The organism is Bacillus sp. FSL L8-0654, from assembly GCF_038629965.1.
Classification (GTDB): domain Bacteria; phylum Bacillota; class Bacilli; order Bacillales; family Bacillaceae; genus Bacillus; species Bacillus safensis.
Window position 1 is genome coordinate 2,877,004 of sequence record NZ_CP152026.1, and the last position, 25,116, is coordinate 2,902,119.

The following is a 25,116-nucleotide window of genomic DNA, read 5'->3' on the forward strand; positions in this document are numbered from 1 at the left end:
ATAAAGAAAAGCCTGCCTCTATTAAAAGAGACAGACTATTTCTTTTCAGCCTTCACATTCACCTTTGGAATCAGGATGATCATCACAACGAGACCAAGGGCTATCAAGAAACCAAAGATAATCGGAAGCAGTGCCGATGTCTGCTTCTCATGTTCATCCTCAGAAGGTGCTGATACAGCCGAATCACTAAAAGAGATATTCATCTCTTTCATCATACGAGCTGGTGTTTTGGGCGGGTTCTCCTTTAAATCACTAAATAACTGCGGAGAAAGAGATCCCCCCCGGGCTTTAGGCGGTTTAGCAAAATGAATGTCTGTTTTGATTTTTGATGTCGTTTTGCTTTGTTCGTATTTCGTTTGATCCCTCAATATACTCGAGTTAATATTGAGTTCCTTTTCCTGATATTCATTCGGCTTGACATTCGTATCCGTATCTTCACCAGCAGCGAAAGCAGCAGGGATGAGGAGAAAAAGGGAAACGGCAGCGAGTGCCGTCCCTTTCACGAATAGATTAAGCTTCATGAGTCACATCACGTTCCTCTGTTTTATCTTTCCATAGCTTTTTCACAAGCGGTACGACCATGAAAAGAACAGTTAAAATCACTAACCCTGTGACGCCCATTCCAAAGGTGTCTCCATTTCCATATTGAATCGACAGGTACACGTCTGTCACTGGATTGGTAAAGTGGAAATTCGGCATCACCAAATCAATTAACGGTGCGACAAAGAAGAAAATCAGCGCTGTTGCTGCCATCCATCCGGCAATAGAACCGAATAGGAAGGCCGTGCGAATAAAGGCAGAGCACGCCACTAATAACAAAATGGTGAAGATCGACCATTGAATGGCTTGATCATCTGCAAGTTTGTAAATGTTCAGTCCAAACAAGCTGATCATGAGTCCGACTAATAGATTCAAGATGCCAAACAGCGCACCTTTGACCAGCATCGGAGCTGACGCATAATACGAGCTGAAAAAGCCAATTAACAAACTGCTGATCATCACAATGACCAAAATGACGACCGGCGGTACGGTCTGCGTTTTTTCTTCCGGCACATCGCCGCTGATTTTCAGCGGATTGGCTAAATGGTTATACACATAGTTACTGTTGCCTTGATCACTTAATGTATTTCCTAAAATACCCTTTAAATCTTGCTGAACAAGCTTTGTAGAGTCGACATTCTTGCTCCAGTTTTCATTCAGCGTATCTGCTTTTTCTTGAACTGTTGTGACACTCTCTTCAATGTTATTCGTATAATCCGCCACCCCTTTTTGGCGGTCGGTTAACGAACTCATATTTTCAGAAAGACGAAGCACTTCCTGACCAATTGAATCCTGTGCACTGACAACAATTGAACTGCCTGCAAGGTCTGCTGTATACACCGCATCTCCTTGATCAGCCATTTGCTCAGCTACATTGTCCGCACTTTCAGAAATTGTCTGTAATTCCTGTTCCATGCTTGCCTGCTGAGTCGTAATGTACTCCGCATAACCATCTGAAAACTTCTGCATCTCATCAATAAAAGTAGACACATCATCATTTGATGTCAGCATCTGGTTTTTGAGCTTATCCCAGTTTTCTGTTTCTTCTTTTTTGATGGAGAGGATGGATTGGATATTCTCTTCTTTTGCGTCATATAGAGAAGAGTTATTAGATGGTTGATAGACATTTGCGATCATCAGCTCTAGCTGAGAGAGTTGATTTGAATAGTCCATTAATTTTTTAGTTCTTGTTGATTTTGTTTCGAACTTTTTCTCAAAAAGATGATCGCTAAAGGCATTACTAATCGGTGAGTTCCTGCGCTTCAGCTCTTTTACTTTGCTTACAATGGATGATTCTTGATTTTTGATTTCATTCGGAATGACGTTATATCGATCTTGTAACCGTAGAATCATCTTTTCAAGTTTATCTACTTTTTTCGTAAGGGTCTCAAGCTCTTTACTCATTTGACTCACTTTATCTTTCAATTCGTCATTATGAGCGGCCGCTTTTTCTTGAATTTTCTTTTTCACTTCATCTAGACGAGTAGCGAGTGCTTTTAGATCATCCTTCGATGAATTCGTGCTGCCGGTATCTGGCTGAGCAGGATCATCACCGGTTTTATCATCATTGCTATCTCCAGTAGGCGGTGTCTCCTGATCTGCTAATTGATCCGCAAGATCATTCATTTCTGTTGAAATTTGTGAGAGCTCATTAGTTTCTTCCTCTAGGTTAATCCCAATCTCTTCTGGGTTTTCATTATCTTGATCTGATGAATCGTCTTCATCAGAGTCAGCTGGCGGTTCAGGCTCGTCCATTAACTCTTGCCTTTTTGCCAATAGCTTTGTCTGCAAGTCTGATATTTTATTTCGATAATCTTCTAAGTAACGATCTTCATAGTTTTTAATCAGTTCCTTCTGAGACGCTATCACAAGTTCCTTTAATCCCGTTGATTGCTTAGGAATAACGTCTTCTCTCGACTTTTGAACAGATTGGATGGCGCTGTCCGTTGTTTTCAGCTGACTTTGTACCCCGTTGATGTCTGTTTTGAGTCCGCCCATTTGATCACTAAAACTGCGGGCATTTTGGTTTTGAATGTCAGCGAGTTGTTTGAGCCCTTGCTGGATTTGCTTTTGGCTTGCTGATTGCGCTTTGATCAAGAGATCCTTTTGTTTATCTTGATACTGCTGGTATTGATCGACTGCTTTCACAAAGTCCTTTAATTGGTTCTTTGCTTCTTCTGTTGTACTCAAGCCGTCTTTATATTGTTTCTGTGAATCGGCCATCGCATTTTTTAATTCTTCTATTTGTTTCTTCTGCTGCTGGACGGCATCTGATAGTTTGTTTGAGTTCGGTTTATAGAAGTTGTACATCGTGTTTTGGAATTCGACTTCTTTGCCGACAATATGCTCAAATTCTTCTCTCACATTGCCAATTTCCTGTGATACAAAACTCCAGTATAACGTCGACATCTGTTCATTCATTTTCTTTTGTGCATTTTCCAGCTCTCTCTGCACTTTCTCTTTATTGACTGCATTGAGCTGGTCTTGAATCGAAAATTGAATGGACGCCTTTTCAGGATGGTCTTTATCATAGCTCAGCACATTTTTAGAGAAATCAGACGGAATATAAAGGACAGCGTCATATTTTCTGTTTTTCAGTCCATTTTCCGCCGCACTGCGATTCACTACAGTCCATGTATAATCAGGACGTTCTGACAATGCTGCCACAACATCCTGTCCGAAACGAGCCGTGTTTTCACTCTCGCTCGCTCCCATATCCTCATTGACCACCGCAATATTTCGTGTCGCATTCTTCTTCTGTTTTGCCGGGTCATCTCCAATCAGGTGGAAAAATAAAACCGGCAGCACAAGAATCAATATCATGGTGGATACGATTTTGATGGAGCTTTTTTGCTGCTCTGTCATTGAACACTCTTCCTTTCTACCGCACATAAAGGAACCTGGATTTTCTTCTCTTTTCCGTTTTCAACCAAATACCCGAAGCCTGGCTGAATCTCTGGTTCTTGTCTTGCATACGGAAGCGGTATGATGTTTTGCTCTGATTTTTTCATGAGTAACATAGCATGACGAACTTGTTTGATTTCGTTTGTGAGTGCATCATAGCCCTTACTGAACTCGGTATGATTCCCTGATGCAATCAGGCTGAAGCCTAAGTGTGCATATGACTTCATGAAATCAGCCAATTGATCTTGAAGACGCGGATCGATCGTCTGCTGAAAACGCGTAATGCCATCAATCACAAGCACAATTTGAGGAAATGACAACTGATCGGTCTCCCCTTGGCGCACAGCTTCGACATACATTTCTTCCCGCACCTTAAATATGCGGTCCATTTCTTCTGCCCATTCGGTGATATCATCTTTTGTTTCAAGGTAAGCAATGTTCTCTTCTTTTGCATAATGGGATAGACCTCGATCAATTGAATCAAAGACAGCCAGCTTTTCAGGCTTTGCCACTAAAAGCTGATCGAGCATCAGTTTTGTCACATTTGTTTTCCCGCGCTGCGTTTGACCGATAATGAGGCAATGTTTATTCTTTTTCAAGTCAAAATAAACAGGTGCCACAGATTCCTCATCTAATCCGACTGGAATGTCATAAGTCAGTTTTTGTTCATCTAAACGACTCTCAAGCTCCCAAACTGTCAGCTTATCAGGAAGCATTGGCACAGGCTTTGGTTTTTCGGATGCTTCAAAGCGGTCATGAAGAAGTTGTATCTCTTGTTTCAAATGCTCAAACAATTCGAGATCGTTCTCTCCTTCAACTGGCAGAAACATTTGAGCAAAATAAAGCTCTTCTTTGTTGATAATAACTCGGCCTGGGATCGGCTCTAAGCTGAATTTCGGTCTGCCAATAATCGAGTACGCCTCTCCTTGATCCATTAAGTAATGGACAATCTTTGTTTTCAGATTGTTCATCAGCGATTGACGCACTGCATTTACCCGGGTTGCTGTAATCAAGAAGTATATACCTAGTGATTGTCCGTCACGGCTCAGCTGAATAAATTCAGATTCGAGCTCATGCATTTCGTCTTTGACAATGTCAAAGTTGTCAATCACGATAAAAATGAATGGAAGCTTTTTCTCATTTAAGGCGTTGTACATTTTGATATGACTCATTTCTTGCTGTCTGAATAAGCGCTTGCGATATTCAACCTCTTCCCGCAGACGCTTCATTGATTTTTGAATCTTTCTCATCTGATCCATTAAGAAATAATCCGCCGTATGCGGCAGTTTAGCTAACGGAAGCAATGTTCCGTTTCCGAAATCATAAATATATGCGTGCCATTCTTCAGGTGAATACCTCTCCGCAAAGCTCATCAGCAGTGTTGTGGCAGCAAGTGATTTGCCGTAGCCGGAGGAACCGAAGATGCCAATGTTCCCATCTTCCATCATTTGATAAGAAAGTGGATGCTGGCTTTGCTGATCTGGTTCATCGACAAGCGCAAAATGGAAGACATGCTCTTCACTCGACGCATAACGTGTTTTTGGAATACGTTCCTCAAGCGGTGGAAGCCATGGACTTGGCAGCTTCTCAATTCCAAGCTCTTGCTGCATACGTTCAATTTCATCCACAACAGCGGAAATCTCCGTCACTGTCTCTTTTTTCACTGCTGGCTCTGTGCTTACCCCTGATAACGGAATAAGACCAGTATCTGTCACAATGGCAATGTCATCTTCTGAGCCGTAGCCATCTTCCATATATGGTGCACCGCTCCAAGCCGATTGGAACAATTCATAAATTTCATTGTTGCCCACTTGTAAATAACCGCGGCCTGTGACGGTAATGGACGCTGCATCACTATTTTTCAAAATTTCCTTACTGTCTGACGCATCTTGTACTTTTAGTGCGACCTTAAAACGGGAGTTACTCCAAATCTGATCATCAATGACCCCGCCTGGCTTTTGGGTAGCCAAAATGAGATGGACCCCAAGGCTTCGGCCAATACGTGCAGCGCTGACAAGCTCCCTAATAAAGTCTGGCTCTTCACTTTTTAATTCAGCAAACTCATCAGAGATTAAGAACAAGTGAGGCATTGCCTGCTCAGCCTTTTTCTCCTTGTAGAGCTTCGTATAATCATTGATGTGATTCACATGATACTGATCAAACAGCCGCTGCCTTTTCTTCAATTCACTTTTAATTGAGGCAAGCGCTCTTTCACTAAAGTTCTTGCTGCCTTCAATATTGGTGATCGTTCCAAGTAAATGAGGAATATTTCGAAACGGCTGCGCCATTCCGCCGCCTTTATAGTCAATCAACAGAAAAGCAACTTCATGCGGGTGAAAATGTACAGCGAGCGATAAAATATACGTCTGTAAAAATTCACTTTTCCCTGATCCCGTTGTTCCCGCCAACAGTCCGTGCGGGCCATGTGCTTTTTCATGCAGGTTCAGATCGACAATGTCGTTTTTCCCTTTATAACCAATTGGAACTGATAATGATTTGGCCGTTTCTGAAGTCAGCCATTTTTCACGAATGCCAATGTCATCTACCTGTTTGGCATGGAAAAGATCAAGGAATGAGACCGTCTCAGGAATCGAATTGGTCATACCGACTTGATGATCTAATGTTCTCAGTGTTCTGGCAAACAGTTCATTGTCCCCGCGCTGATGTGTATCAAGCTGAAACGGAATTCGTACTGCCTTCTTGTGCTGAATGAGAATATCTCCTTCTTCTTCGTTAATATAACGGACAAGCGTCGAAATATTTTCAGCTAAGCTTTCCTTTGTTTCTGCTGCAAAGATGATGGAGATACCAAGATCTGTCCGGCTGCCTTCTAGGTATTCTAAAATCACATGCTCGGCAATGAGCTCATGATTTGTCACGATGAACACAAAATGAGGCGTAAAGATTTTCTTCTCTTTTTCTTCTTCTAAATCACGCTCGCGTAAAATTTCATAAATAGAGGACAATAGCTGATCGCGTGTTTGTTCGTTGTAAATAAACCCTTTGCCATATGTATGAGGCAGCTGGAAGTGCGGAAGCCATTTCATCCATTCCCAATTCTCATACTCCTGCTCATGAAAGATAAAGACAAATCTCAAATCGTGATAGCTGTGAGAGAAAGCAAGCTGTCCAACTAGCTGATGAAGCTCATTTTTCACAATCGCAGGCTTCCCTATTAATCCTGTTGGACCATCCGCAAGACCGAATGTAATCGGGACATTCTTCACTTCACGATATACTTTTTGCATGTGCTGCGTTTGTTCCATTAAGTCATCAACATCCCGATTGGCCATATCGCCGCCGCTCATCGATAATTCATAGCTTGATGGGACTGCGCCTGTTCCAAGACGCAGGTGCAAGAAATCGTCACTCACAAGCGTCTTTTCCCAAATGCGTCCGCTGATTTCTGATGTTAAATACTTCATTTTTTCAAATGACGGATAATGATACGTTAAAATATATTGCTGGCGGTCATACAGCTCCTGCAGCTCTTTCCGCTTATTTTCTAAATAAAGAGAATAGACACGCTGCCGCTTCTCTTCTCGTCTTTTGCGCTGTGATTTTTCCTTAAAGTATTGAACGGACGATGTAATTAACGTCATGATAAACATCGCCATTGACACGATAATAAAGATTCCACGCGGCTGGATAAGGGCAACAATCCCCATCACAAGGAGCATCACAAGCGGCGGAAGGACAACAAGCCAAAGCCCTCTGCTGTTATTTTCACTCTCCTGCGAAGGAAAGCTAAAGGATACCCGGTCATCTGGCAAATCATAAATCAAACGCGGTGTACGTCTGTATGAAGGGTATTTTTGTTTTGTTTCTGTACTTGGCGGTCTTGTTTTTTCCAAACGTGTATGAAAGGGTTCGTAAGCTGTCACCTGTAATAGATCATCATCTTTAAATGTCACCGTCAGAAAGTTCCAGAACAGCTCATCTCCTGCATAAATCTTCTCTGGACCATGGATTTTCTTTCCGTTCACGTAAATCATCTCGTCCTGAGGCATGACATACCATGTTCCTTCGATTTTCTCTAAAGTGAACTGGCTGGCATCTTGAAACATGGAATGAGCTTGTTCTTTCCACACATCAATCTCATCTTTCTCTTCACGTGAAAAAGACAGCTCCACTCTATTTCCTAGGTAATAAATATGTTGATCATGATGTGCATCCATTAAAATAAGTGTGAGTGAACCAAGCTGATATGGTTCATGTGGAAGTAATTTGCCTTTCTTCTCATCTCCCTGATAAATAGTAAAACCATCATTCGGTTCATCAGGAGATAAACGAATGACCCCTTCATCAAACGAAAGTGAAGGGATTGTCACTGTATGCTCTATTTCAGGTCCAATCAGAGCTTCTCGATTGAACTGCTCATCTAAACGGACAGTTTGATAATCCTCCTCATAAAAAACCCAAAGAAGACTCAAACGCTCCACCTCCTCATGGGACAGCACCAACTGTCAGTTGTATCGAAAGAATTATTTTTTCTCATCTTTTTTTGTCTGAGAGGCTTTCTTTTTCGCTTCAGATTCTTTCTCTTTTTTCTCTTGATCGGCTTTTGACTGCTCTTTTTGTTCAGCTGTTTCATCTGTTTGGCTTGCGTCTGAGGAGTCACCTGTGCTTGTCTCGGTTGTTTCTTTTTCTTCATATTTCGCCATTTCCTTAATGATCGGATCTAGCTGTTTTTGTTTTTCTTCAGCAGAAAGGCTGTCATCGTTTTGAATTTCATTGCGATAGGCGACGAGTGCCGTAAATATGTACCTGTCGTCTCCAAGCACCCGTGCAATATCAAGTGCTTCCTTGCTATTGCCTTGTCCAATATGAATCCAGAATAGGAAGTATTGCGGATCTGTCTGCAATGTGTACGTTTCTGTGATTTCTTTTTTATGCTGATCAAGCAACAAACTGCCTTGGTTCGTTTGTACATACGAAATGGCCAGTTCATATTGTAGAGAGACTGGCATTTGATTGGCTGGATATTTCTCTAACGTATCCACCACTTGACTGTACTGTTTGTTGAGATAATATTTGTTTGCCTCGACGTACGCTTCTTGTTTTGGCATGGCAAAAAAGAAGGTGTAAATGGTGTACACCAATGCAGGGATTAACAGGACAAGCAGACCTAATCCGATGTATCGCTCGATCTTCCATTTCTTTTTAGGAATGGTTAAGAGCGTTTTTTCTTTTGCATCGATTGCTTTGATCTTTTGCTCAATCAAAGCTAACAATTCTTCCAGCGACTTCGTTTCACTAATTTCTTTTGCCAGCTCCGATAATTTCAACGTTTCATTGTAAGCCACATATTCTTGAAATTGATATTCATGGTCAACCACTCGAAGAACGACAGCCTTGACCTCTTTTAACAGGCGATGCTCATCGGTTTCATATGGCGGGATGCTTTCTTTGACTCCATAATGCAAAAATGCAGGAGCTAAGCCTTGATGAAAAACAATGTTTTCAGGAGAAACAATAGGATGCAGCCGCTTCACGTCGTGTTTAAGAACTGCATCGACAAGCTGGTATGAAAAAATCCATTTGCTTTTTTCATCCTTTGCATGGATGAAACGAAATTCCTGATAGGCAGGAGGCGGTTGTATAGAAATGATGACCTCATCTTCAGTTAATTGAATCTCTTTCTGAAATGAAGGATTGATGTCTTTGATCGGTGCCGCTTCTAAACCGTCTAAGAGTTTAATCGTCTCTTTTTGAAAAATAAAGGTATAGGTGCCTCCCTCTTTTTTCATGACTGCTTCTAATTGTTCTTCTAAATAGGAACTCTTTTTATCTGCCATTTACAAAAGTCCTTTCATAGTATTTCCAGCCTGTCTCCTGTGGTAATTCCACAGTCTGACAGCTTATATTCGCCTGAAAACACAGCTTTCTTATTGACTACCCGCACCCATCCGCCTTCTCGCTTTGGAAGTGAGATTTGTTTTGCCTGCCAGGCGATATGGATGACTTGTTTAATATGTAAATAATTTGATAGTCTCAAATCAAACACACTGCCATCATAATTTTTTAAGTCGATGGTAATATCGATATACACAAATTTCCACCTCACAAAATAGAAAGAGCGCCGGCATCCATTGACAGACTCGGCGCTGTTTCTGCTTTTCACACTTAGAAAGGAAATCCCTTTGATTAGCCGCGGATTTGGCTTGCGATGTCTTGGTCAGTGCTTTCAAGTGTATTTGCCGTTTGATCAAGCTGATTGCTGACATCTGTTAATAGATCAGACATTTTGATAAATGAAGGCTTAAGCTGTTCGTATTGATCAGCAAATGCTTCACTAGAAGCACCTTCCCACATTCCTTTTAAATCAGAGATCATTCTATTTAGACGATCAACTTGATTTAACACTTCTTGACTTTCAACACCATATTGCTTAGCGGTCGCTCTTAGTTCTTCTGGGGTTACGCGAATAATTCCTGACATATTCCTCATTACCTCCCGTGCATAGCCGCCATATAATGGGCTAATCCACTTATTTTTTGACGTTATTATTATAAAAACAGAAATGATACACAGTCAAACAAATCTGTTTTTATTTTACAAAATGAGTCTATAGAATTACTGTTTTTTCGCTTTTTATCTAGTATTTAACAGTTTTTTGGTCATATATTCATAATAAGTATCCACCTGCTTCGGTGGATCTTTCCGCCTATTGATTTTTTACTACGTTATTATTGTACTATTTCTTTTTCAGCGTGCTTCAACATGCATTTACTTGCTTCTCACACTTTTTGTTTTTTTAAGTTTATGGCAGTTTTTTGTTGATTTACGTACCTCATTCTCTTCATAATGTAAGTACGTGAAATATTCGAAAAAGCAGGGGTTTTTTATGACAAAAAAGACAGATCCGTTTAAGTATAGTCTTGATCGTTTAGAGGATGTGGCAGACCAAATTAGTGATGTGCTCAATTGCCCTATTACTATAGAAGATACTCATCATCGATTATTGGCATATAGCACACACAATGATTTTACTGATCCCGCCAGAACTTCAACCATTATCTCCCGCCGGGTACCGGAAAAAGTCATTAATCGGCTTTGGAAGGACGGCATCATTCCTACACTCCTTAAAACAGACGAACCGCTTCGTGTCCCTCAAATTGCAGAGGTGGGTTTATCTAGTAGGGTCGCCATTTCGATCTGGAAGGACAAAGAAGTGCTCGGATTTATTTGGGCGATTGAATCCGCACAGCCTTTTTCAGAAGAAGAAATGGACCTTCTCAAAATGGCAGCGCATGCCGTGAAAAACAAATTACTCAATTTACAAATTCGAAAAACGAAAACAGAAGAACGTAATCAGGAGCTTTTCTGGAAGATGCTCACAGGTCATATTCATGAAAAGGATGAGATGCTTGACCTATTTTTAAGGCTTGGCATCAGATGTCCAGACACATATGCCATCATCATCTTCCGTCTTCGTGACGAACTCACAGAGGAGACAGAAAAAAAGCTGTCCTATCTGCTTGAAACAACACAGCAAGTACAGGTACTGTTAACGACTGTTGATTTTCACGAATTCATTATTCTCGTCTCACCAAAAACAGAACATCCGCTTCAAGATATTAAGCAATTCACAAGCGGCATGCTGCAGCAGCTTGCGGACCGGTATCATATTCAGCATGTTCAGGCAGCAATTGGAGGAATTTACGATAACATCTCTCAAATTCAGCCTTCCTATAAAGAAGCACTGGCTGTATTAAAGACGAAAGAACGCTTTCCAGTTGAAACTGAACGTTTAAACAGCTTTTCTGAACTAGGCATTTATCAATATCTTGATGTGCTTGCTGAGAAGCGAAAGGGCTCTTCTTACTCCAGTTACTCTTTATCAAAGCTGGAGGATTACGACCTGAGGCATCATTCCAACCTTGTCGAAACCCTTGAGCGGTTTATTGACTGTGACAGCAATGCCAATATTGCCGCAAAGCAATTAAACATCCACATCAATACCTTAAATTATCGATTAAAACGGATTACAGACATCGCAGAAATTGATTTAAAAAACATGAATGAGAAAATGACCATCTACCTTGATATGAAGCTAAAAAACGTCCATTTGTGAAATTTCACAAAGAGGCGTTTTTTTATTTTTTATTTCAACCGAAGAATTTTCTAAACTTTCCGGATACACTAGACATACAATATCAATAGATAAGCATAGGAGGAATAAACATGATCATCGGCATTCCGAAAGAAATTAAGAACAATGAAAACCGAGTGGCTTTAACACCAGGAGCAGCTTCTCAATTGCTTTCAGCTGGACATCAGATTTTAATTGAAACAAACGCTGGTTTTGGAAGCGGATTCACTGATGACGATTATGTATCTGTTGGTGCAGAGATTCTTGATCAGGCGAAAGATGTATGGGCATCTTCTGATATGATCATGAAAGTAAAAGAACCATTACCTGAGGAATATCCTTATTTCAGAGAAGGACTCATCTTATTTACGTACCTGCATCTAGCCGCAGAGCCCTCCTTGGCTGAAGCATTAAAACAAAAAGGCGTTACAGCCATTGCTTACGAAACAGTAACGGACGGAAAATCACTCCCTCTTCTCACACCAATGTCTGAAGTAGCAGGCAGAATGGCCGCTCAAATTGGGGCTCAATTTTTAGAAAAGCCAAAAGGCGGAAAGGGTATTTTACTTGCAGGTGTACCAGGGGTATCAAGAGGAAAGGTCACCATTATTGGGGGCGGTGTGGTTGGAACAAACGCAGCGAAAATGGCGATCGGACTTGGCGCAGATGTCACCCTGATTGATGTAAACGCAGAACGCCTGCGTCAGCTGGACGACCAATTTGGCCATCAAATGAAAACGTTAATGTCCAATCCTGTCAACATTGCAGATTCAGTCAGTGAGGCAGACCTTCTCATTTGTGCGGTGCTGATTCCTGGTGCCAAAGCACCGACGCTTGTGACAGAAGAAATGGTGAAACAAATGAAGCCTGGTTCTGTCATTGTGGATGTAGCGATTGATCAAGGCGGCATTGTCGAAACCATTGATCACATCACAACCCATGATCAGCCTACTTATGAAAAACACGGCATTTTACATTATGCTGTCGCTAATATGCCAGGCGCGGTTCCGCGGACATCAACTGTTGCTCTAACGAATGTCACTGTTCCATATGCGCTGCAAATTGCGAATAAAGGCGCTGCAAAAGCTATTAGAGAAAACAATGCCATCGCAGAAGGTGTCAATGTGATGAACGGACATATCACGTACGAAGCGGTCGCTCGTGATCTCGGCTATGATTACGTACCTGTCAGCAAAGCCATCGATGCCACTTTTATGACCGAAGCTTAATCAGCTACCCGCCCTATTGATGGGCGGGTTTTATTGTTAACCTAAAATAAAAACAAGTTGACAAAAATCCTTCTTCCCCTTAATCTATTTGTACAGATAAGACAGGGGGAAACATCATGCAAAAGAAGACAAGAACTGCTGACTTTGTTCTAGTGGGAATGTTTGCTGCACTCATGGCTATCGGAGCCAATATCACATCCATTGTGCCATTTTTACAGGTTGGCGGAATTCCACTTACGATGCAGCCATTTTTTTGTGTGCTTGCTGGTCTCTTACTCGGCAGACGGCTTGGCGCATTAGCTATGATTGTCTATGCCTTGGTTGGAATTGCTGGTGCACCTGTATTCGCCCAGTTCTCTGCGGGCTTTGGGGTCATTTTAGGCAAAAGCGGCGGCTTTGTATTATCATACATCCCTGCTGCCTGGCTTGCCGGATTCATTCTAGAAAAAAGAAAAAACCCTGGTTTTGGGCGCTTTTTGCTTGCAGCCATTGCTGGTACGACCGTGATGTATGTGATCGGAACGACCTATACATACCTCGCATTAAATGTATGGCTCAATGCACCGATTTCCTATCAAACCACATGGTTCTTTATGATCTGGTTTATGGTAAAAGACTACGCATTGACTATACTACTTGCGATGCTGGCACCTAAAATTTATCGCTCTGTATCCAAAGCCACATCCTTTCGAAAACAAGAAGCTGTATCATAGAAAAAAGAGCCTGTCTTCATTCAGGCTCTTTTTCATCATTACTCAGCGTATTGATCTATGATTTCTTCCAGCATTCCTTCAAGCACTTCTACATTTTCAAGATCTGATGGACTGAAGCGGTAGCGCACAAGCTGTTCCCCATCATTATACATCTCCTCAAGCCAGCCTCTCAGGCCTCTTGCTCTACGGTCGACTTCGAAAACAATGTCTAATCCGCCTTCATCTATCAGAAAAATCAGCTCTAACTCATCAAGCATATAGCGATAGTAGTCTGATGTCGGAATGAACTCGAATTCTTGGACGAATGGCAGGCGCCGCTGAAAGTAAGGTGCTTGCTCACAGTCTGCTTCATTTAGGTGGAAGCCTAGATTTCTAGTGACCTCCAGCACATTTTTCACCCAAGGATGCGCTTCAACGAAAATGCGGTCATAGTCAGTTTTATCGATTCCGCCTTGGATATCAAGGTCTGTCTCCACTGCAATTTCAACTTTTCCGATCGTCATCGGGGTATCGATAGGAAGAATAAAAGAAAACGGAAATTCATGCTTTTCTCCAGGCTGGATGGTAAAAGAATCCGCCACCCGTACAGAATGGATGTTTGCATATTTTCTACGCTCTTCATCATCTTTTACAATCACATACTGTGTTTCAATTTTAACATTGATATGGCGGATTTCCTGAGCAATTTTTCCGCCCTTTACATGGACAGTTCCCGTTACTTCTTGTCCTGGATAATAAGCGTTTTTCTCTAAAATGGTATCTACTTTTGCCGCACCAATTCCTGCACTTGCCGCTAGCTTTTTAAAAAATGACATGTCCCATCTTCCCCTTTTCATTTTTATCAGCATATATACGTAAGATAGAGAAAGAAAGATTCATTTAAATCATACTTTTGTCCTAATTATTTTTTCATCTGCGAACAACAAAAAAGCTTATAGAAAAAACATCATCGTTTTCTCTACAAGCTTTTCATTTTACAGAATAATCGCCGCCAGCCAGCCGAACAGAACAAGCGGAATATTATAATAGATAAAAGTCGGGACACAAGTTCCCCAAATGTGGTGATGCTGTCCATCCATATTCAATCCAGATGTTGGTCCAAGCGTACTGTCACTTGCAGGTGAACCTGCATCTCCAACAGCCGCAGCAGAGCCAATAATGGCAATGGTAGCCATTGGACTAAAACCTAAGTGTAAGCAAAGTGGAACAAAGATGGTTGTAATAATCGGAATCGTTGCAAATGATGATCCGATTCCCATTGTCACAAGCAGACCAACGAGCAGCATTAAAATCGCCGCAAGACTCTGGCTGTTTCCGATAAATTGGGAAGATGCTTTGACAAGAGATTCAATGTCTCCTGTTTTTGTTAAAACGTTGGCAAACCCAGCCGCAACAAGCATGACAAAACCGATAAATGCCATCATATTCATTCCAGATGTAATCAGTTCATCTGCTTCATCCCGTTTCATCATTCCAGTCACAAACAAGACAAGCAGTCCTGCGAGTGCACCGAAGATCATTCCTTCCACACCAAGGCTTTGTGATAGATAAAGCTGGACAATCAACGAAACGAGAATAGCAAGACCGGCAAAGAATAAGCTTTTTTTCGTATAAGCCGATTTCTCTACATCTGTAATTTCACGATTCTCATATACCTTCGGCTTTCGATATACAAAAATGGAAACGATCAAGCCAAGAACCATGCCTGCTACAGGAATCAGCATGGCATATGGAATATCTGCTAAGTTTACAGTCAGACCCGCTTCCTTCATATTGTCACGAAGCATTCCGTGGAAAATCTGTCCAAAACCGACTGGAAGTAATATATATGGTGCAGTGAGTCCGAAGGTAATGACACACGCTAGCAGTCTGCGGTCAATCTGAAGCTCGTTAAACACCTTTAATAACGGCGGAATGAGGACTGGGATAAAGGCAATGTGAACAGGAACGACGTTCTGTGAAAAACAGGACACGATCAAAATGACAAGAACGATGAGCACTTTTGATAGTGTTTTCCGTCTTGAATCGCCTTCTTTTCCTAGAAGCTTCACTGCTCCTTCAACCATAGCATCTGGCAGACCTGTTTTCGTCAGTGCCGCAGCAAATGCTCCTAATAACGCATAACTAATCGCCACTGTTGCATTTCCTCCGAGTCCGTCCGTAAAGGCGTCCACTGTTCCTCCCAAGCCTAATCCACCTGCAAGTCCGCCAGCTAAAGCGCCTATTGCCAGCGCAATCACGACATTGACCCGCAGCAAGCTTAATATCAACATTAAAACAACCGCTAAAACAACTGCATTCATGGTGAAACCCCCGAAATCCTTTAGTTTACTAATGTAGTAGATAATTAAAGTACCAACGTATGTTACCATAGAAAAAAAACTTCGTCAAATGGCGTATGTCCTACATAAAAAAGCTCTGCCACTTGGCAGAGCCCAGCGTGTAGACAAACCCTCGCATTCTTTGTCAGTCCTGCGTGCTGGTGCTCACGAATGTCAAATTCGCTCCGCTCCAGTACTCGTCCTTCCTAGACTTCAAAGGTTTTCTATCACGCTGAAAAGAAAAAGACAAAGAGCTAAAATAAAGTTCATTTTAGCTCTTTGTCAACAATCTGAAGCCCTGCCACTCGGCAGAGCCTTCTCCTTTATTTTGTTCCTTCAAATCGTTCCACAAATGTTGCGAGTGATCTCACCATCACACCTGTTGCCCCTGTTGGTCCAAAGCATGAAGGTTTTTCTGTTGTTGCAGTTCCTGCAATATCTAAGTGAACCCAAGGCGTCTCCTCTGCGAATTCGCCAATGAAAGCACCTGCCATGATCGCATGACCATCACGGCCTGGTGAGTTATTGAGATCCGCCATTTTGCTGTTTCGTACTCGTTTCTTATCTTTTTCCGTGATTGGCAGCTGCCAGATCATTTCACCGCATTCTTCTGATGCTTCTTTAAACTGAGCGTACAGCTCATCGTTATTGGTCATCGCGCCTGTTGTCTCATTTCCAAGCGCCACAATGACACCGCCTGTTAATGTGGCCACATCTACAAGGACAGAGGCACCATGCTGCTTCGCATATGTCACCCCATCTGCTAAAACAAGACGGCCTTCTGCATCCGTATTGAGCACTTCGATTGTTTTACCGCTTAGTGACACAATCACGTCGTCCGGCTTCATAGCGTCTGCCGAGATCATATTATCGGTTGAGGCGATGACCGCAATGACATTTTGCTCTGGGCGAAGTTCGCCGATGATTTCCATTGCGCCTAGAACAGAGGCTGAGCCGCCCATATCTGTTTTCATGCCAACCATACTCGCTCTTGGCTTTAAAGAATAGCCGCCAGTATCATACGTGATGCCTTTACCGACAAGGCCGATGACGTCTGTCCATTCTTCCTTGCCTTGATATTTCAATACGATGAGTTTTGGCGGTTCTGTTGAGCCTCTATTGACGGCTAAAATACCGCCCATTCCGAGCTCTTCCATTTGTTCTTTATCTAAAATTTCAATCTCAAATTCATATTTATATGCAAGCTCTGCCGCATACGAAGCCAGATCAGAGGATGTGAGCATGTTTGGCGGCATATTCACAAGGGTACGAGCCGAATTAACTGACTGTCCGTACACTTCGCCGACTTTCAAACTCGCCTGAATTTCAGCTTGATCATGCTCTGTCGTTGCATAAACAAACTCGATAAAACGATCCGGTTCATTTGTTTTATGTTTAAAATCCTGTAATTCATATGTAGCTAAAAGGCAGCTTTCAGAAAGGGCATGGGCTGCATCTTGAGCAGGCAGATCCTTTCCAATAAACGTATCCAGCAAGACAGAAACCGCTTGCTTTTTATCTTGATGAAGCTTTTTGAATAAATGGGCAAACACTTCTTTTGCCTCTTCAAACGTGTAATCTGATTCCTTCCCAAGCCCGACAAAATAAATGCGTTTGATGCCTGTTTCAGGGGATGGGAAAAATTTCGAAAGCTGATTTCGTTTGGATGAAATGTCGCCTTCTTTTAATAATTCAGTGATTCTTCCTTCAAGTAATTCATCCATTTCTTTTGCTTTTCCTGATAATTGGCTCTTTTGAAAAAGTCCGATCGCCAGTGTATCTTTATGCTGCAATTCATTTGTCGAGAAAAACATATTTATCACACGCTCCTTAATGAACTCCATTTTTCACATTGGAACTTCTATTATATCAAAATTTGCGTGCCTATACGATCATTGCCAGTCTGTCTTTACTTGATGAACATTTATATTTTCACATGCGGAAGGGCATCATGAAAAAGCGGCGAAAACCGCAATCTATCAGCAATCATGGCTTGCACTTCCATTTCGGCAACAAAAAAGAGACGTTAGTATGCGAATTTGCTCACCCAACGGCTCTAAATCTTGAAAGGTACAGCCCTATTTATATGTTGATTATCGGAAACCAAGAATTTGAGTATGCACTTTCAAGCTCATTGGTCAGCTTGGAAGTGTTGTTCTTCCTAAAGAATTAAGAGATAACTTAAACATTCACGAGTCAGACCCTATGAAGATTTTCGTTAACCAAGAAAATATTATTTTGCAGCAGTTTAAGAAGGCTGAAGCGTGCATTTTTTTATTTATTCTGTGAGAATGTTCGTTTACTTTTGGGCGCTCTTTTTATTTTCCTACCTGCAATATTTCATTTCGTTATATTGTAACGGTCTTTTGATTTAATCTTAATGAACATGAAGTGTCATTCATTCAATATATTTCACCTCTGGAACCACTACCAGCATTATTGCATTTTACTATTAAATAGGCACCCTTTGCAAAAATGGACAATAGTCCTCGATAATAGTTGGCAAAAATAAGACCAGCAACAGAGAATCATATAATGAAGCTGCAATTAGTTCAATCTAACTACCAATCTAAAAATTCATTTTCTTTTTTTCCTTGTAAACCTGTGGCCCAAAAAATAAAATAATCAGGTGACAAAGAAGAAGTATCAAAATCAATCTCGACTTCCTGAATTTGACCTTCATCTGGGTATACCTTCCACATTTTTTGTTTTATTTTAGGCTTAATCCACAAATCTTCATAGTTTGATAGTTTAGAATCAAATACAAAATAGACTTTATTTTTTCGATGTTCCTCTTTTTGAAAAACACCATAGTTTACTAACAGAACATACGGTAAATATTTTAGTGTCATACCTTTATAGAACCAAACATTTCTTTCAGATGCTTTGAAAATCATTTTTTTAAAATCTTTTTGTCTAAACCCTTCACCAAATATGCTCTTGCATTTTTGATATATCTGCCACATGTTATTGATCAAATGCTTTTTTAACTTTTCAGCATTCTGATAGTCTTTTTCAACCGGCTGGAGACCATCATATTTTTCTCGATTGTATTGAATTGATGGACAATTAGATCCAGGATAGTGAGCAAAGTGAGCTGAAGAACCAGGAGAACTGTTTGCTCTAATATATAAATTGTGTTCACAAATAATGCATATAGGTGTCTCTTCTTTATGATATAACTCCCAATCCCCAATAGATATTTTTTCATTTGTTTTAGGGTGTAAAGCAAACCTAGCCATAAAATTTCCTCCTGCCCCGATATAGTAACTCTCACGATCAACCAATTGAAGTAACATTAGTTATTAAACAAAACAATCTTTCATATTCTTGGTAATTACATTTTATTATTCAACTGGACAACTAATCAACTGATCAACTAAATTTTGAATCAAGGAATTATTATCACTTAGACATCGAACAAGTAATATAATCTAAATTGAGGTGATAATGTGTGGGATGAAAGAAAAGATCAGAATAGATGGCAGATGAAATTTATCTTGCCTGAACATAACGAGGCATTAAGACAGTTGCACCTGAACAAGCACAAAATATAACGACCTACATTAAGCCAGGAACAATTTGAAGAGTTTGAATATATCATTGCAACCGCAACGAGTGAGGACTTGTCGTTTCATTTCGAGCTGTTTGATCAAGGGTTAACTAGTGAGATCAATGGAAAGTTTGTATACGTGGATCATTTAAGAAAAGAATTCAGGATTAAGGATGATCGTGGCGATACCAATTACATTCGATTTATGGATTATATTAAACGTCAAAACAGCATGAATATGAATAAAGTGGAAGGCTTAATTGCTAAGCCAGCCCCGCCTAGATATACTAACACTGTCATCCAATCTCACTGATCTATTGCGTTTTGCAGATGTTTTAAAGCACTCTAGTGATACCAACTGCATCTTCAATACAGCGCGTGACAGTGTTGCTTTGAGTGACCACTTCTTGATTCATTTTTTTTGCAAAAGCGACCATTCCATCTTTCACCTCAGCCGAATAAGGAGATATTGCAAACTTTCCTCATTAATGACGAAGCTTTTTTATCAGAAACAATAATCTTTGTGAAGATATATTCAACTTCTTTTAAAGACTTCTCGATTTGCTTTTCTGTCAAACCTTCTAATCCCTTTGTGCTTTGCGTCTTTGCAGCAGCAGCTGGAGAAAAGTCAGTCACAGCTAAAACTAATGCAACATTAAAAAAACAATCTTTTCATAATAACTCCCCTGTTTCCAAATTCAAAAATTACTTTATCATACATTTATGTAAAACAAAGACTTTTAAAAGAAGGTTAATCCCATCAGACATAAATCGACATATTACGCCCACAAGTTTAAAGATAAAAACGAGAGAAAATAAATTAACATGCCCAACATTACAAAAAATTTAAGGAATTTCTCGTACTTTGTGAGAGGGCGCTCTTTTTTTGTTTTGACTAGTTTCCAATAAAGAGCGTATCCAGAGAAGAAAAGAATTAATTGACCAAGTCTTGAAGCGTTCTCTAATATATCTATACCATTCATTATAGTTCACCTCACTATAGAAAATAAAAAAGTAGACTTGTAGAGAGTCTACTTTTTTAACATTACCCAAATTATCCGTTTTCTGCGGTTTGAAAGGAATATATATGTACTACGGTTGTGATACCCATTAATAAAGTAAGGCTCAATATCATAACTTTAAAGTGATTCATCAATTCCCCCCCTCTTCTATTCACCACAATTTAGACTTATTATCGCAGACGGCAAATTCATTTTCCAACATTTATGTAAAAATAAGTAATATGTAGCATGTCTTATGTGATAATAATCGCTCATTTTCCTCTTAAAGTAGGCTTAATTTTGCGGTATACCGAAAATTTACATATAGAGCGCATCTGTTCGATTTTAGAATAGTTAGACATGTTAAAATATTGTATAAAATGGTTTTATAGGAATTTGAAGGAGGATTATATATGGGTGCTTCTATCACTTACGACGAAGTGGCGATCAAACTGAATGAATGGTATTCAGCCATCAAAAAAGATCAAATAACTGATGCAGAATTTTTAAAAGCAGATGTTAAACGACTCTTTGACAGTATGGAAGAAAATCAAACCGTATTATTATATTTTAGTCTGCTGGATTTTCGACATGACTTAATGCTAAGTTACCTCAAACCTAAGTTATCTAGCCGAGAGTTAGATGAATATATGGTTCAGATCAATGAGCAGAAACATAAGATTGATCAATCGCTTCATGAAGACAAAGATCAAATTGAAAAGATGTTAGATTTTTATTTTTGGTTTTTTAAAGGAATGCACGAATTTAGGAAAAAGCAATTTGACGAGGCGATCAGTTCTTATAAATCTGCTGAAAAAGTTCTCCTGGATATTGAAGACCCTACTGAAAAGGCTGAATTTTACTACAAGTTATCAGAAGTGTACTACCACATAGATCAGTATCAAATTTCTGTAATGTATGCACATAAAGCATTGAGTCTATTTACAGAGCAACCATTAATGCAAGAAAAAATAGCCTGGTGTTATTCAGTCATCGCTGGAAATTATCTGTCTAAACTACAATACGCTGATGCACTTACTTACTTTGAAAAATCTCATTCTTTTGCACAGCAGACGAAAAACGAATATCTTATATCCTCTACGATCTTTAACTTAGGCAAGTGCTATTTCCACTTAGAAAAATATACAGAAGCCTTGTCCCATTTTGATACTTCTTGTGAACTTTTTGAAAAGAATGAAACATCACATGCTCCAAAATCCTATTTTAACAAGCTATACACTCTCTTGAAGTTAGGACAGGTTGTTCCAGCAGCTGAAACATTTGAGAAAGGTGTCTCGGCGGCCCAACAACTGAATGACAAAATTTATGAAGAAGAAATGAAATTTTTACATTGCCTTTATTTTCAATCTAAGACACCAAATACAGTCACAGAGTTAAAACGTTGTCTTGACAATCTACAAAGCAAAAATCTTTACGAAGATGTGTACCAACTAGCTTTTGAAGCTGCGCGATACTATAATAAAAGTGGGCAGTTGGAAATTGCTGTCGTTTTTTATGAAAGAGCACTTGAAGCAAAGTCATTAATTCAAGGAGGGGAATTGTTATATGTTGAAGAGTAAAATTTTTGTTCCCATCATGCTTGTAACTGTAGCATTAGCATTACCAATTTTTCATTCTGCTACCGTCTCACATGAAATGGCTGACAAAGTGATTACATCAAGTGTAGGTGGTAAAAAAGCTGGAAATCAAATATAAGATCAATGAAAAGACTATGTGAAAATGGGTATCACATAGTCTTTGGATTCGATTTAGCAACTTGTTCTTCTCCTTAAAATCCTCTTAAAATTACCTGATTATATACAAAAATACCAAAAATTCCTTTATGATATAAGGGTAAGATTCTTACAAGCTGCTTTGAAAAAAACTATAAAGGGGAATGAACAGTTGAAAAAAATTCTGATTTTATCTTTGATGTGTTTTTTGTTAATTCCAAGTTTTGCTTCAGCAAAATCAACGTCATCTGTAGACCAAGAAAAGGGATATCCTACTGCTAAAAAAATTGCAGAAATAAATGAAGCCCTTGATGAATTGGTCGTTGAAGCAAATAAAAAACTCGAAACTGGCCAAACTGAAATTTCTCTTAAAAAAGAAATTGGTAAAACTAATGAAACAGTATCATTGTTTTTCAAAAGTGAAAATGTTTATGATGCATCTTCAAGTAAAAGTAAGTATCCTTCAGGTAAAAAAATTTATAAAGCGTATGTAAAAAATACTGCTGGATTTCATTTTCAACACAGACTAGCTGGTGAATTTCAATTTAAAGGCGGAAAAGTAACTGGAGCAACAAAAGATGTTAATTTGACAGGAGCTATGTATAGTGAATCTCACAATACTTGGATAGATAAACTTGATCCTAGTGTTTGGGTTGTACAAAGTCATGGTACATTTAGAGCTTTTAAATTTCTTTTTGAATACAATACTTATCTAACTGTTAAATTATTAGGCAGCGGGGATTACAGAATAGAAAGAGCAACTATAGGTTTCTAAAGAAGAAGGTTGAGGTTGAGCATTTTATGCTCAACCTCCTTGTTTAAAAACCTAAAATTTTTAATTGGAGGAGAATATATGGTAGTAGTAACATCACCCTTTATTTTTACTTTTTTTATAGTATTAATAATAGTATTAATTATTAATCTTATATCTTGGACATATCTATCAAAAAGAAACATCAATAAAAAGGAATGGAAATTGTTAGCGCTGTTAGTAGTAATTCAAAGTGTTGTAATAACTTTAGTGTTGAAGTGGTTTTAAATCAAGGACATCAACAAAATATTGAAACAATGAACAGGCTAAAGAGCCTGTTTTTTATTTCTTAATTTCACGTATAAAAAACATGGCGTCTATTTCAAAATGCTATCTAGAGCGTTCAGATTCGACTCAGAGTACTTTTATTTATGTTCGTGTGTTTCTCTCATAGGGGATTGCCTCAAAAACACTTATACGGGATTTAAATGCTTTTCCAATTTTTAAAAACAGCAAACCTAAGTGAGGTCTTGAGCTCGTTGGAAAAATTAGAGAATGAGAGGGGTTATCCATACATGGAAGACCTAGCGCTCGAAGCGGCTCGGTACTATAATGAGAATGGGCGTATGGATGAATCTGTAAAAATGTATGAAAAAGTGATGTACGTCCGAAAACAAATCCAAAGGGGCGACTGTTCATATGAATTTTAAAACGGTTCTTACTGGCTTTTTGAGTGCTTCAGCATTGCTAGGTGTGATCTCATTATCATCTGTCGATTTTGATGTGAATTCAAGAAATGCTACTTCTCCAGAATCCACTGATCTGACTGTAAGGAATGCTACAGGGAATAGTTTTACAACTTATGATTTCCGTCTTATCACTTTATCAAATCAGGATTTTCCTCTCTTAACTTCCAACGATGAATTTAATGTTACTGATTCAAGGGCGATGACTTTTGATGATTCTGTAAGTGCCATTCGTTTTGGAACACGTGATTCTAGGTTATCTACTTGATGAATCAAACAGACCTTTAGGGTTTGTTTTTTGCGGAAATAAAATAACACATAATCTAAAGATAATCTCACAAAAAAATCCCTATCCAATTGGAAAGGGATTTTTTCTGACCATGATAAACATAATTTGTAAATATTTAATAGAAAAAGCAGCCTAGCTCCTTCTTTTTCGTTTTCGTTCCTCATTGGCTTTAATTAACATTAAACCTTATACTTAGAGGGTAGCTACAGCAACCTATTCTTTTCAGGAAAGCCCATTCTTCTAGATATTTGCTGATCTCTTCAAATCTCGCTTGACTCATATTTTACGCGGGCTCATACATCATTTGAAGATACATACCTATTGTCGCTTCCACGCCTGGATTGAGAGTGATACCAATTCCTTCTGCGGTTTCCGTCTCTTCGTTTTGTATATCCAAGTTAAGTTTGAAAATACCCGCAAGTTTTACCGTCAATCTCATTGATCTCTAACACCACACTCCCCCCTTATCCTACCCATAGAAGGGAATAATTAGATTAGATTAGACAAAACATAATACCGACTACTGCACCTATAGCCTAAACATTCCCGCCCTCTTTTTTTAAAACTACCACATTCCCCACAATTGTAAGAGCAGCCTGTCCTTGTTCTCCTCGTTCCACATCTACTTTCTTTAATGTTATAATGAACATGGACTTGGCAGCATTTTTTACTGCTATCATTTTTTCATCATACTAGGATTTTTAGTCCACCATTTCGCACGATATTTTTTCTTAAAGAGAGGATGTTTCTTGTTCATGAGCGTACTGACGAATTTTCCGCTGCTTGCCAGCCTTGCAGCCATCTTTTTTGCTCAATTTGTAAAAGTACCGATTCAATTTATCATTTCTAGACGACTAGATTGGTCGCTCATTACAAGCACAGGCGGAATGCCAAGTTCACACTCCGCAGCAGTAACAGCACTCTCAACAGCAGTGGCTTTAGAGCACGGGCTAGATACATCTATCTTTGCCATTTCCGCCATCTTTGCCATTATTACGATGTTTGATGCGACAGGCGTTCGCAGACAGGCAGGAGAACAGGCGACTGTTCTCAACAAGCTCGTAACAGATTTTAACCGATTTGTTTCCGAAGCAAAGAATTTCCCGAATGCGGAAGAAAAAGAAAAGCAAAAGAAATTAAAAGAGCTTCTTGGTCATAAGCCGATTGAAGTCTTCTTCGGCGGCTTAACAGGGATCTTGCTGACACTCATCTTAGATTATTACTTCATGTAGAAGCGAAAA

21 protein-coding genes and 1 pseudogene are annotated in these 25,116 nt (G+C 39.6%); 10 read left to right on the forward strand and 12 right to left on the reverse strand.

The window, feature by feature from the left end:
- Positions 1–35 precede the first annotated feature (35 nt).
- The 6 genes from essA to MHH65_RS14985 form a co-directional block, all read right to left on the reverse strand.
- A complete protein-coding gene (gene essA, locus MHH65_RS14960) occupies positions 36–521 on the reverse strand; it encodes a type VII secretion protein EssA (RefSeq protein ID WP_251232461.1) in 486 nt (161 codons plus the stop codon).
- Entirely contained in the window at positions 511–3,405 is a 2,895-nt protein-coding gene (gene esaA, locus MHH65_RS14965; protein ID WP_268412730.1) for a type VII secretion protein EsaA, read from the reverse strand. The genes essA and esaA overlap by 11 nt, the downstream gene beginning before the upstream one ends.
- A complete protein-coding gene (gene essC / locus MHH65_RS14970; RefSeq protein ID WP_268412729.1) occupies positions 3,402–7,877 on the reverse strand; it encodes a type VII secretion protein EssC in 4,476 nt (1,491 codons plus the stop codon). Before essC ends, esaA begins: the two co-directional genes overlap by 4 nt.
- 51 nt (positions 7,878–7,928) lie before the next feature.
- Positions 7,929–9,242, reverse strand: coding sequence for a type VII secretion protein EssB (gene essB / locus MHH65_RS14975; protein ID WP_268412727.1), 1,314 nt, complete (start codon positions 9,240–9,242; stop codon positions 7,929–7,931).
- A 14-nt stretch (positions 9,243–9,256) separates the two neighbouring features.
- Positions 9,257–9,496: an EsaB/YukD family protein gene (locus tag MHH65_RS14980; protein WP_003213579.1), complete on the reverse strand. Its 240-nt coding sequence runs from the start codon at positions 9,494–9,496 to the stop codon at positions 9,257–9,259.
- A 95-nt stretch (positions 9,497–9,591) separates the two neighbouring features.
- Entirely contained in the window at positions 9,592–9,885 is a 294-nt protein-coding gene (locus MHH65_RS14985) for a WXG100 family type VII secretion target (protein ID WP_003213769.1), read from the reverse strand.
- Positions 9,886–10,291: 406 nt separating this feature from the next.
- On the opposite strand from MHH65_RS14985, the gene MHH65_RS14990 reads away from it, so the two are divergent.
- From MHH65_RS14990 to MHH65_RS15000, 3 genes are all read left to right on the forward strand, one after another.
- Positions 10,292–11,521 (forward strand): PucR family transcriptional regulator, encoded by a 1,230-nt coding sequence (locus MHH65_RS14990; RefSeq protein WP_024423341.1) that lies wholly within the window; start codon positions 10,292–10,294, stop codon positions 11,519–11,521.
- A 110-nt stretch (positions 11,522–11,631) separates the two neighbouring features.
- Positions 11,632–12,768, forward strand: a complete 1,137-nt coding sequence (gene ald / locus MHH65_RS14995; RefSeq protein WP_034282594.1) for an alanine dehydrogenase — start codon at positions 11,632–11,634, stop codon at positions 12,766–12,768.
- Between the two features lie 116 nt (positions 12,769–12,884).
- Positions 12,885–13,481 (forward strand): biotin transporter BioY, encoded by a 597-nt coding sequence (locus MHH65_RS15000; RefSeq protein WP_034282595.1) that lies wholly within the window; start codon positions 12,885–12,887, stop codon positions 13,479–13,481.
- A gap of 38 nt (positions 13,482–13,519) precedes the next feature.
- Here MHH65_RS15000 and MHH65_RS15005 read toward each other — a convergent pair whose 3' ends face one another.
- The 3 genes from MHH65_RS15005 to MHH65_RS15015 form a co-directional block, all read right to left on the reverse strand.
- The gene (locus tag MHH65_RS15005) at positions 13,520–14,296 is read right to left on the reverse strand and encodes a sporulation protein (protein ID WP_268412726.1); all 777 of its coding nucleotides are present in this window, start codon (positions 14,294–14,296) and stop codon (positions 13,520–13,522) included.
- A gap of 159 nt (positions 14,297–14,455) precedes the next feature.
- Entirely contained in the window at positions 14,456–15,784 is a 1,329-nt protein-coding gene (locus MHH65_RS15010; protein ID WP_024425962.1) for a Na+/H+ antiporter family protein, read from the reverse strand.
- A 341-nt stretch (positions 15,785–16,125) separates the two neighbouring features.
- Complete coding sequence (locus MHH65_RS15015; protein WP_024423346.1) at positions 16,126–17,616, reverse strand: leucyl aminopeptidase; 1,491 nt, start codon at positions 17,614–17,616, stop codon at positions 16,126–16,128.
- 319 nt (positions 17,617–17,935) lie between these two features.
- Here MHH65_RS15015 and MHH65_RS15020 point away from each other — a divergent pair, with 319 nt between their 5' ends.
- On the forward strand, positions 17,936–18,091 hold the full coding sequence (locus tag MHH65_RS15020; RefSeq protein WP_268412882.1) for an AbrB/MazE/SpoVT family DNA-binding domain-containing protein: 156 nt from the start codon (positions 17,936–17,938) through the stop codon (positions 18,089–18,091).
- Between the two features lie 272 nt (positions 18,092–18,363).
- On the opposite strand, the gene MHH65_RS15025 is transcribed toward MHH65_RS15020, so the two are convergent.
- Positions 18,364–19,044 (reverse strand): hypothetical protein, encoded by a 681-nt coding sequence (locus MHH65_RS15025; RefSeq protein WP_034622149.1) that lies wholly within the window; start codon positions 19,042–19,044, stop codon positions 18,364–18,366.
- A 327-nt stretch (positions 19,045–19,371) separates the two neighbouring features.
- Between MHH65_RS15025 and MHH65_RS15030 the strand changes: the two are divergent.
- A pseudogene (locus MHH65_RS15030) lies at positions 19,372–19,668 on the forward strand (YolD-like family protein); the annotation flags it as partial.
- Between the two features lie 466 nt (positions 19,669–20,134).
- Here the strand turns inward: MHH65_RS15030 and MHH65_RS15035 are convergent.
- Complete coding sequence (locus MHH65_RS15035) at positions 20,135–20,338, reverse strand: hypothetical protein (RefSeq protein WP_268412723.1); 204 nt, start codon at positions 20,336–20,338, stop codon at positions 20,135–20,137.
- 431 nt (positions 20,339–20,769) lie between these two features.
- Here MHH65_RS15035 and MHH65_RS15040 point away from each other — a divergent pair, with 431 nt between their 5' ends.
- The 4 genes from MHH65_RS15040 to MHH65_RS15055 all read left to right on the forward strand — a co-directional run bounded on the left by MHH65_RS15040 (position 20,770) and on the right by MHH65_RS15055 (position 23,854).
- Positions 20,770–21,936 carry a Rap family tetratricopeptide repeat protein gene (locus MHH65_RS15040; RefSeq protein ID WP_034623810.1) on the forward strand — a complete coding sequence of 389 codons (1,167 nt, stop codon included), beginning with the start codon at positions 20,770–20,772 and terminating at the stop codon, positions 21,934–21,936.
- Entirely contained in the window at positions 21,923–22,072 is a 150-nt protein-coding gene (locus MHH65_RS15045) for a hypothetical protein (protein ID WP_161781912.1), read from the forward strand. The genes MHH65_RS15040 and MHH65_RS15045 overlap by 14 nt, the downstream gene beginning before the upstream one ends.
- Before the next feature lie 189 nt (positions 22,073–22,261).
- Complete coding sequence (locus MHH65_RS15050; protein WP_034623811.1) at positions 22,262–22,864, forward strand: hypothetical protein; 603 nt, start codon at positions 22,262–22,264, stop codon at positions 22,862–22,864.
- A 675-nt stretch (positions 22,865–23,539) separates the two neighbouring features.
- Positions 23,540–23,854, forward strand: coding sequence for a hypothetical protein (locus MHH65_RS15055; protein WP_034623814.1), 315 nt, complete (start codon positions 23,540–23,542; stop codon positions 23,852–23,854).
- A gap of 304 nt (positions 23,855–24,158) precedes the next feature.
- Here the strand turns inward: MHH65_RS15055 and MHH65_RS15060 are convergent, their stop codons facing one another.
- Complete coding sequence (locus MHH65_RS15060) at positions 24,159–24,314, reverse strand: hypothetical protein (protein WP_161781913.1); 156 nt, start codon at positions 24,312–24,314, stop codon at positions 24,159–24,161.
- Between the two features lie 316 nt (positions 24,315–24,630).
- Between MHH65_RS15060 and MHH65_RS15065 the strand changes: the two genes are divergently transcribed.
- A complete protein-coding gene (locus tag MHH65_RS15065; protein ID WP_024423347.1) occupies positions 24,631–25,107 on the forward strand; it encodes a divergent PAP2 family protein in 477 nt (158 codons plus the stop codon).
- Positions 25,108–25,116: the final 9 nt, after the last annotated feature.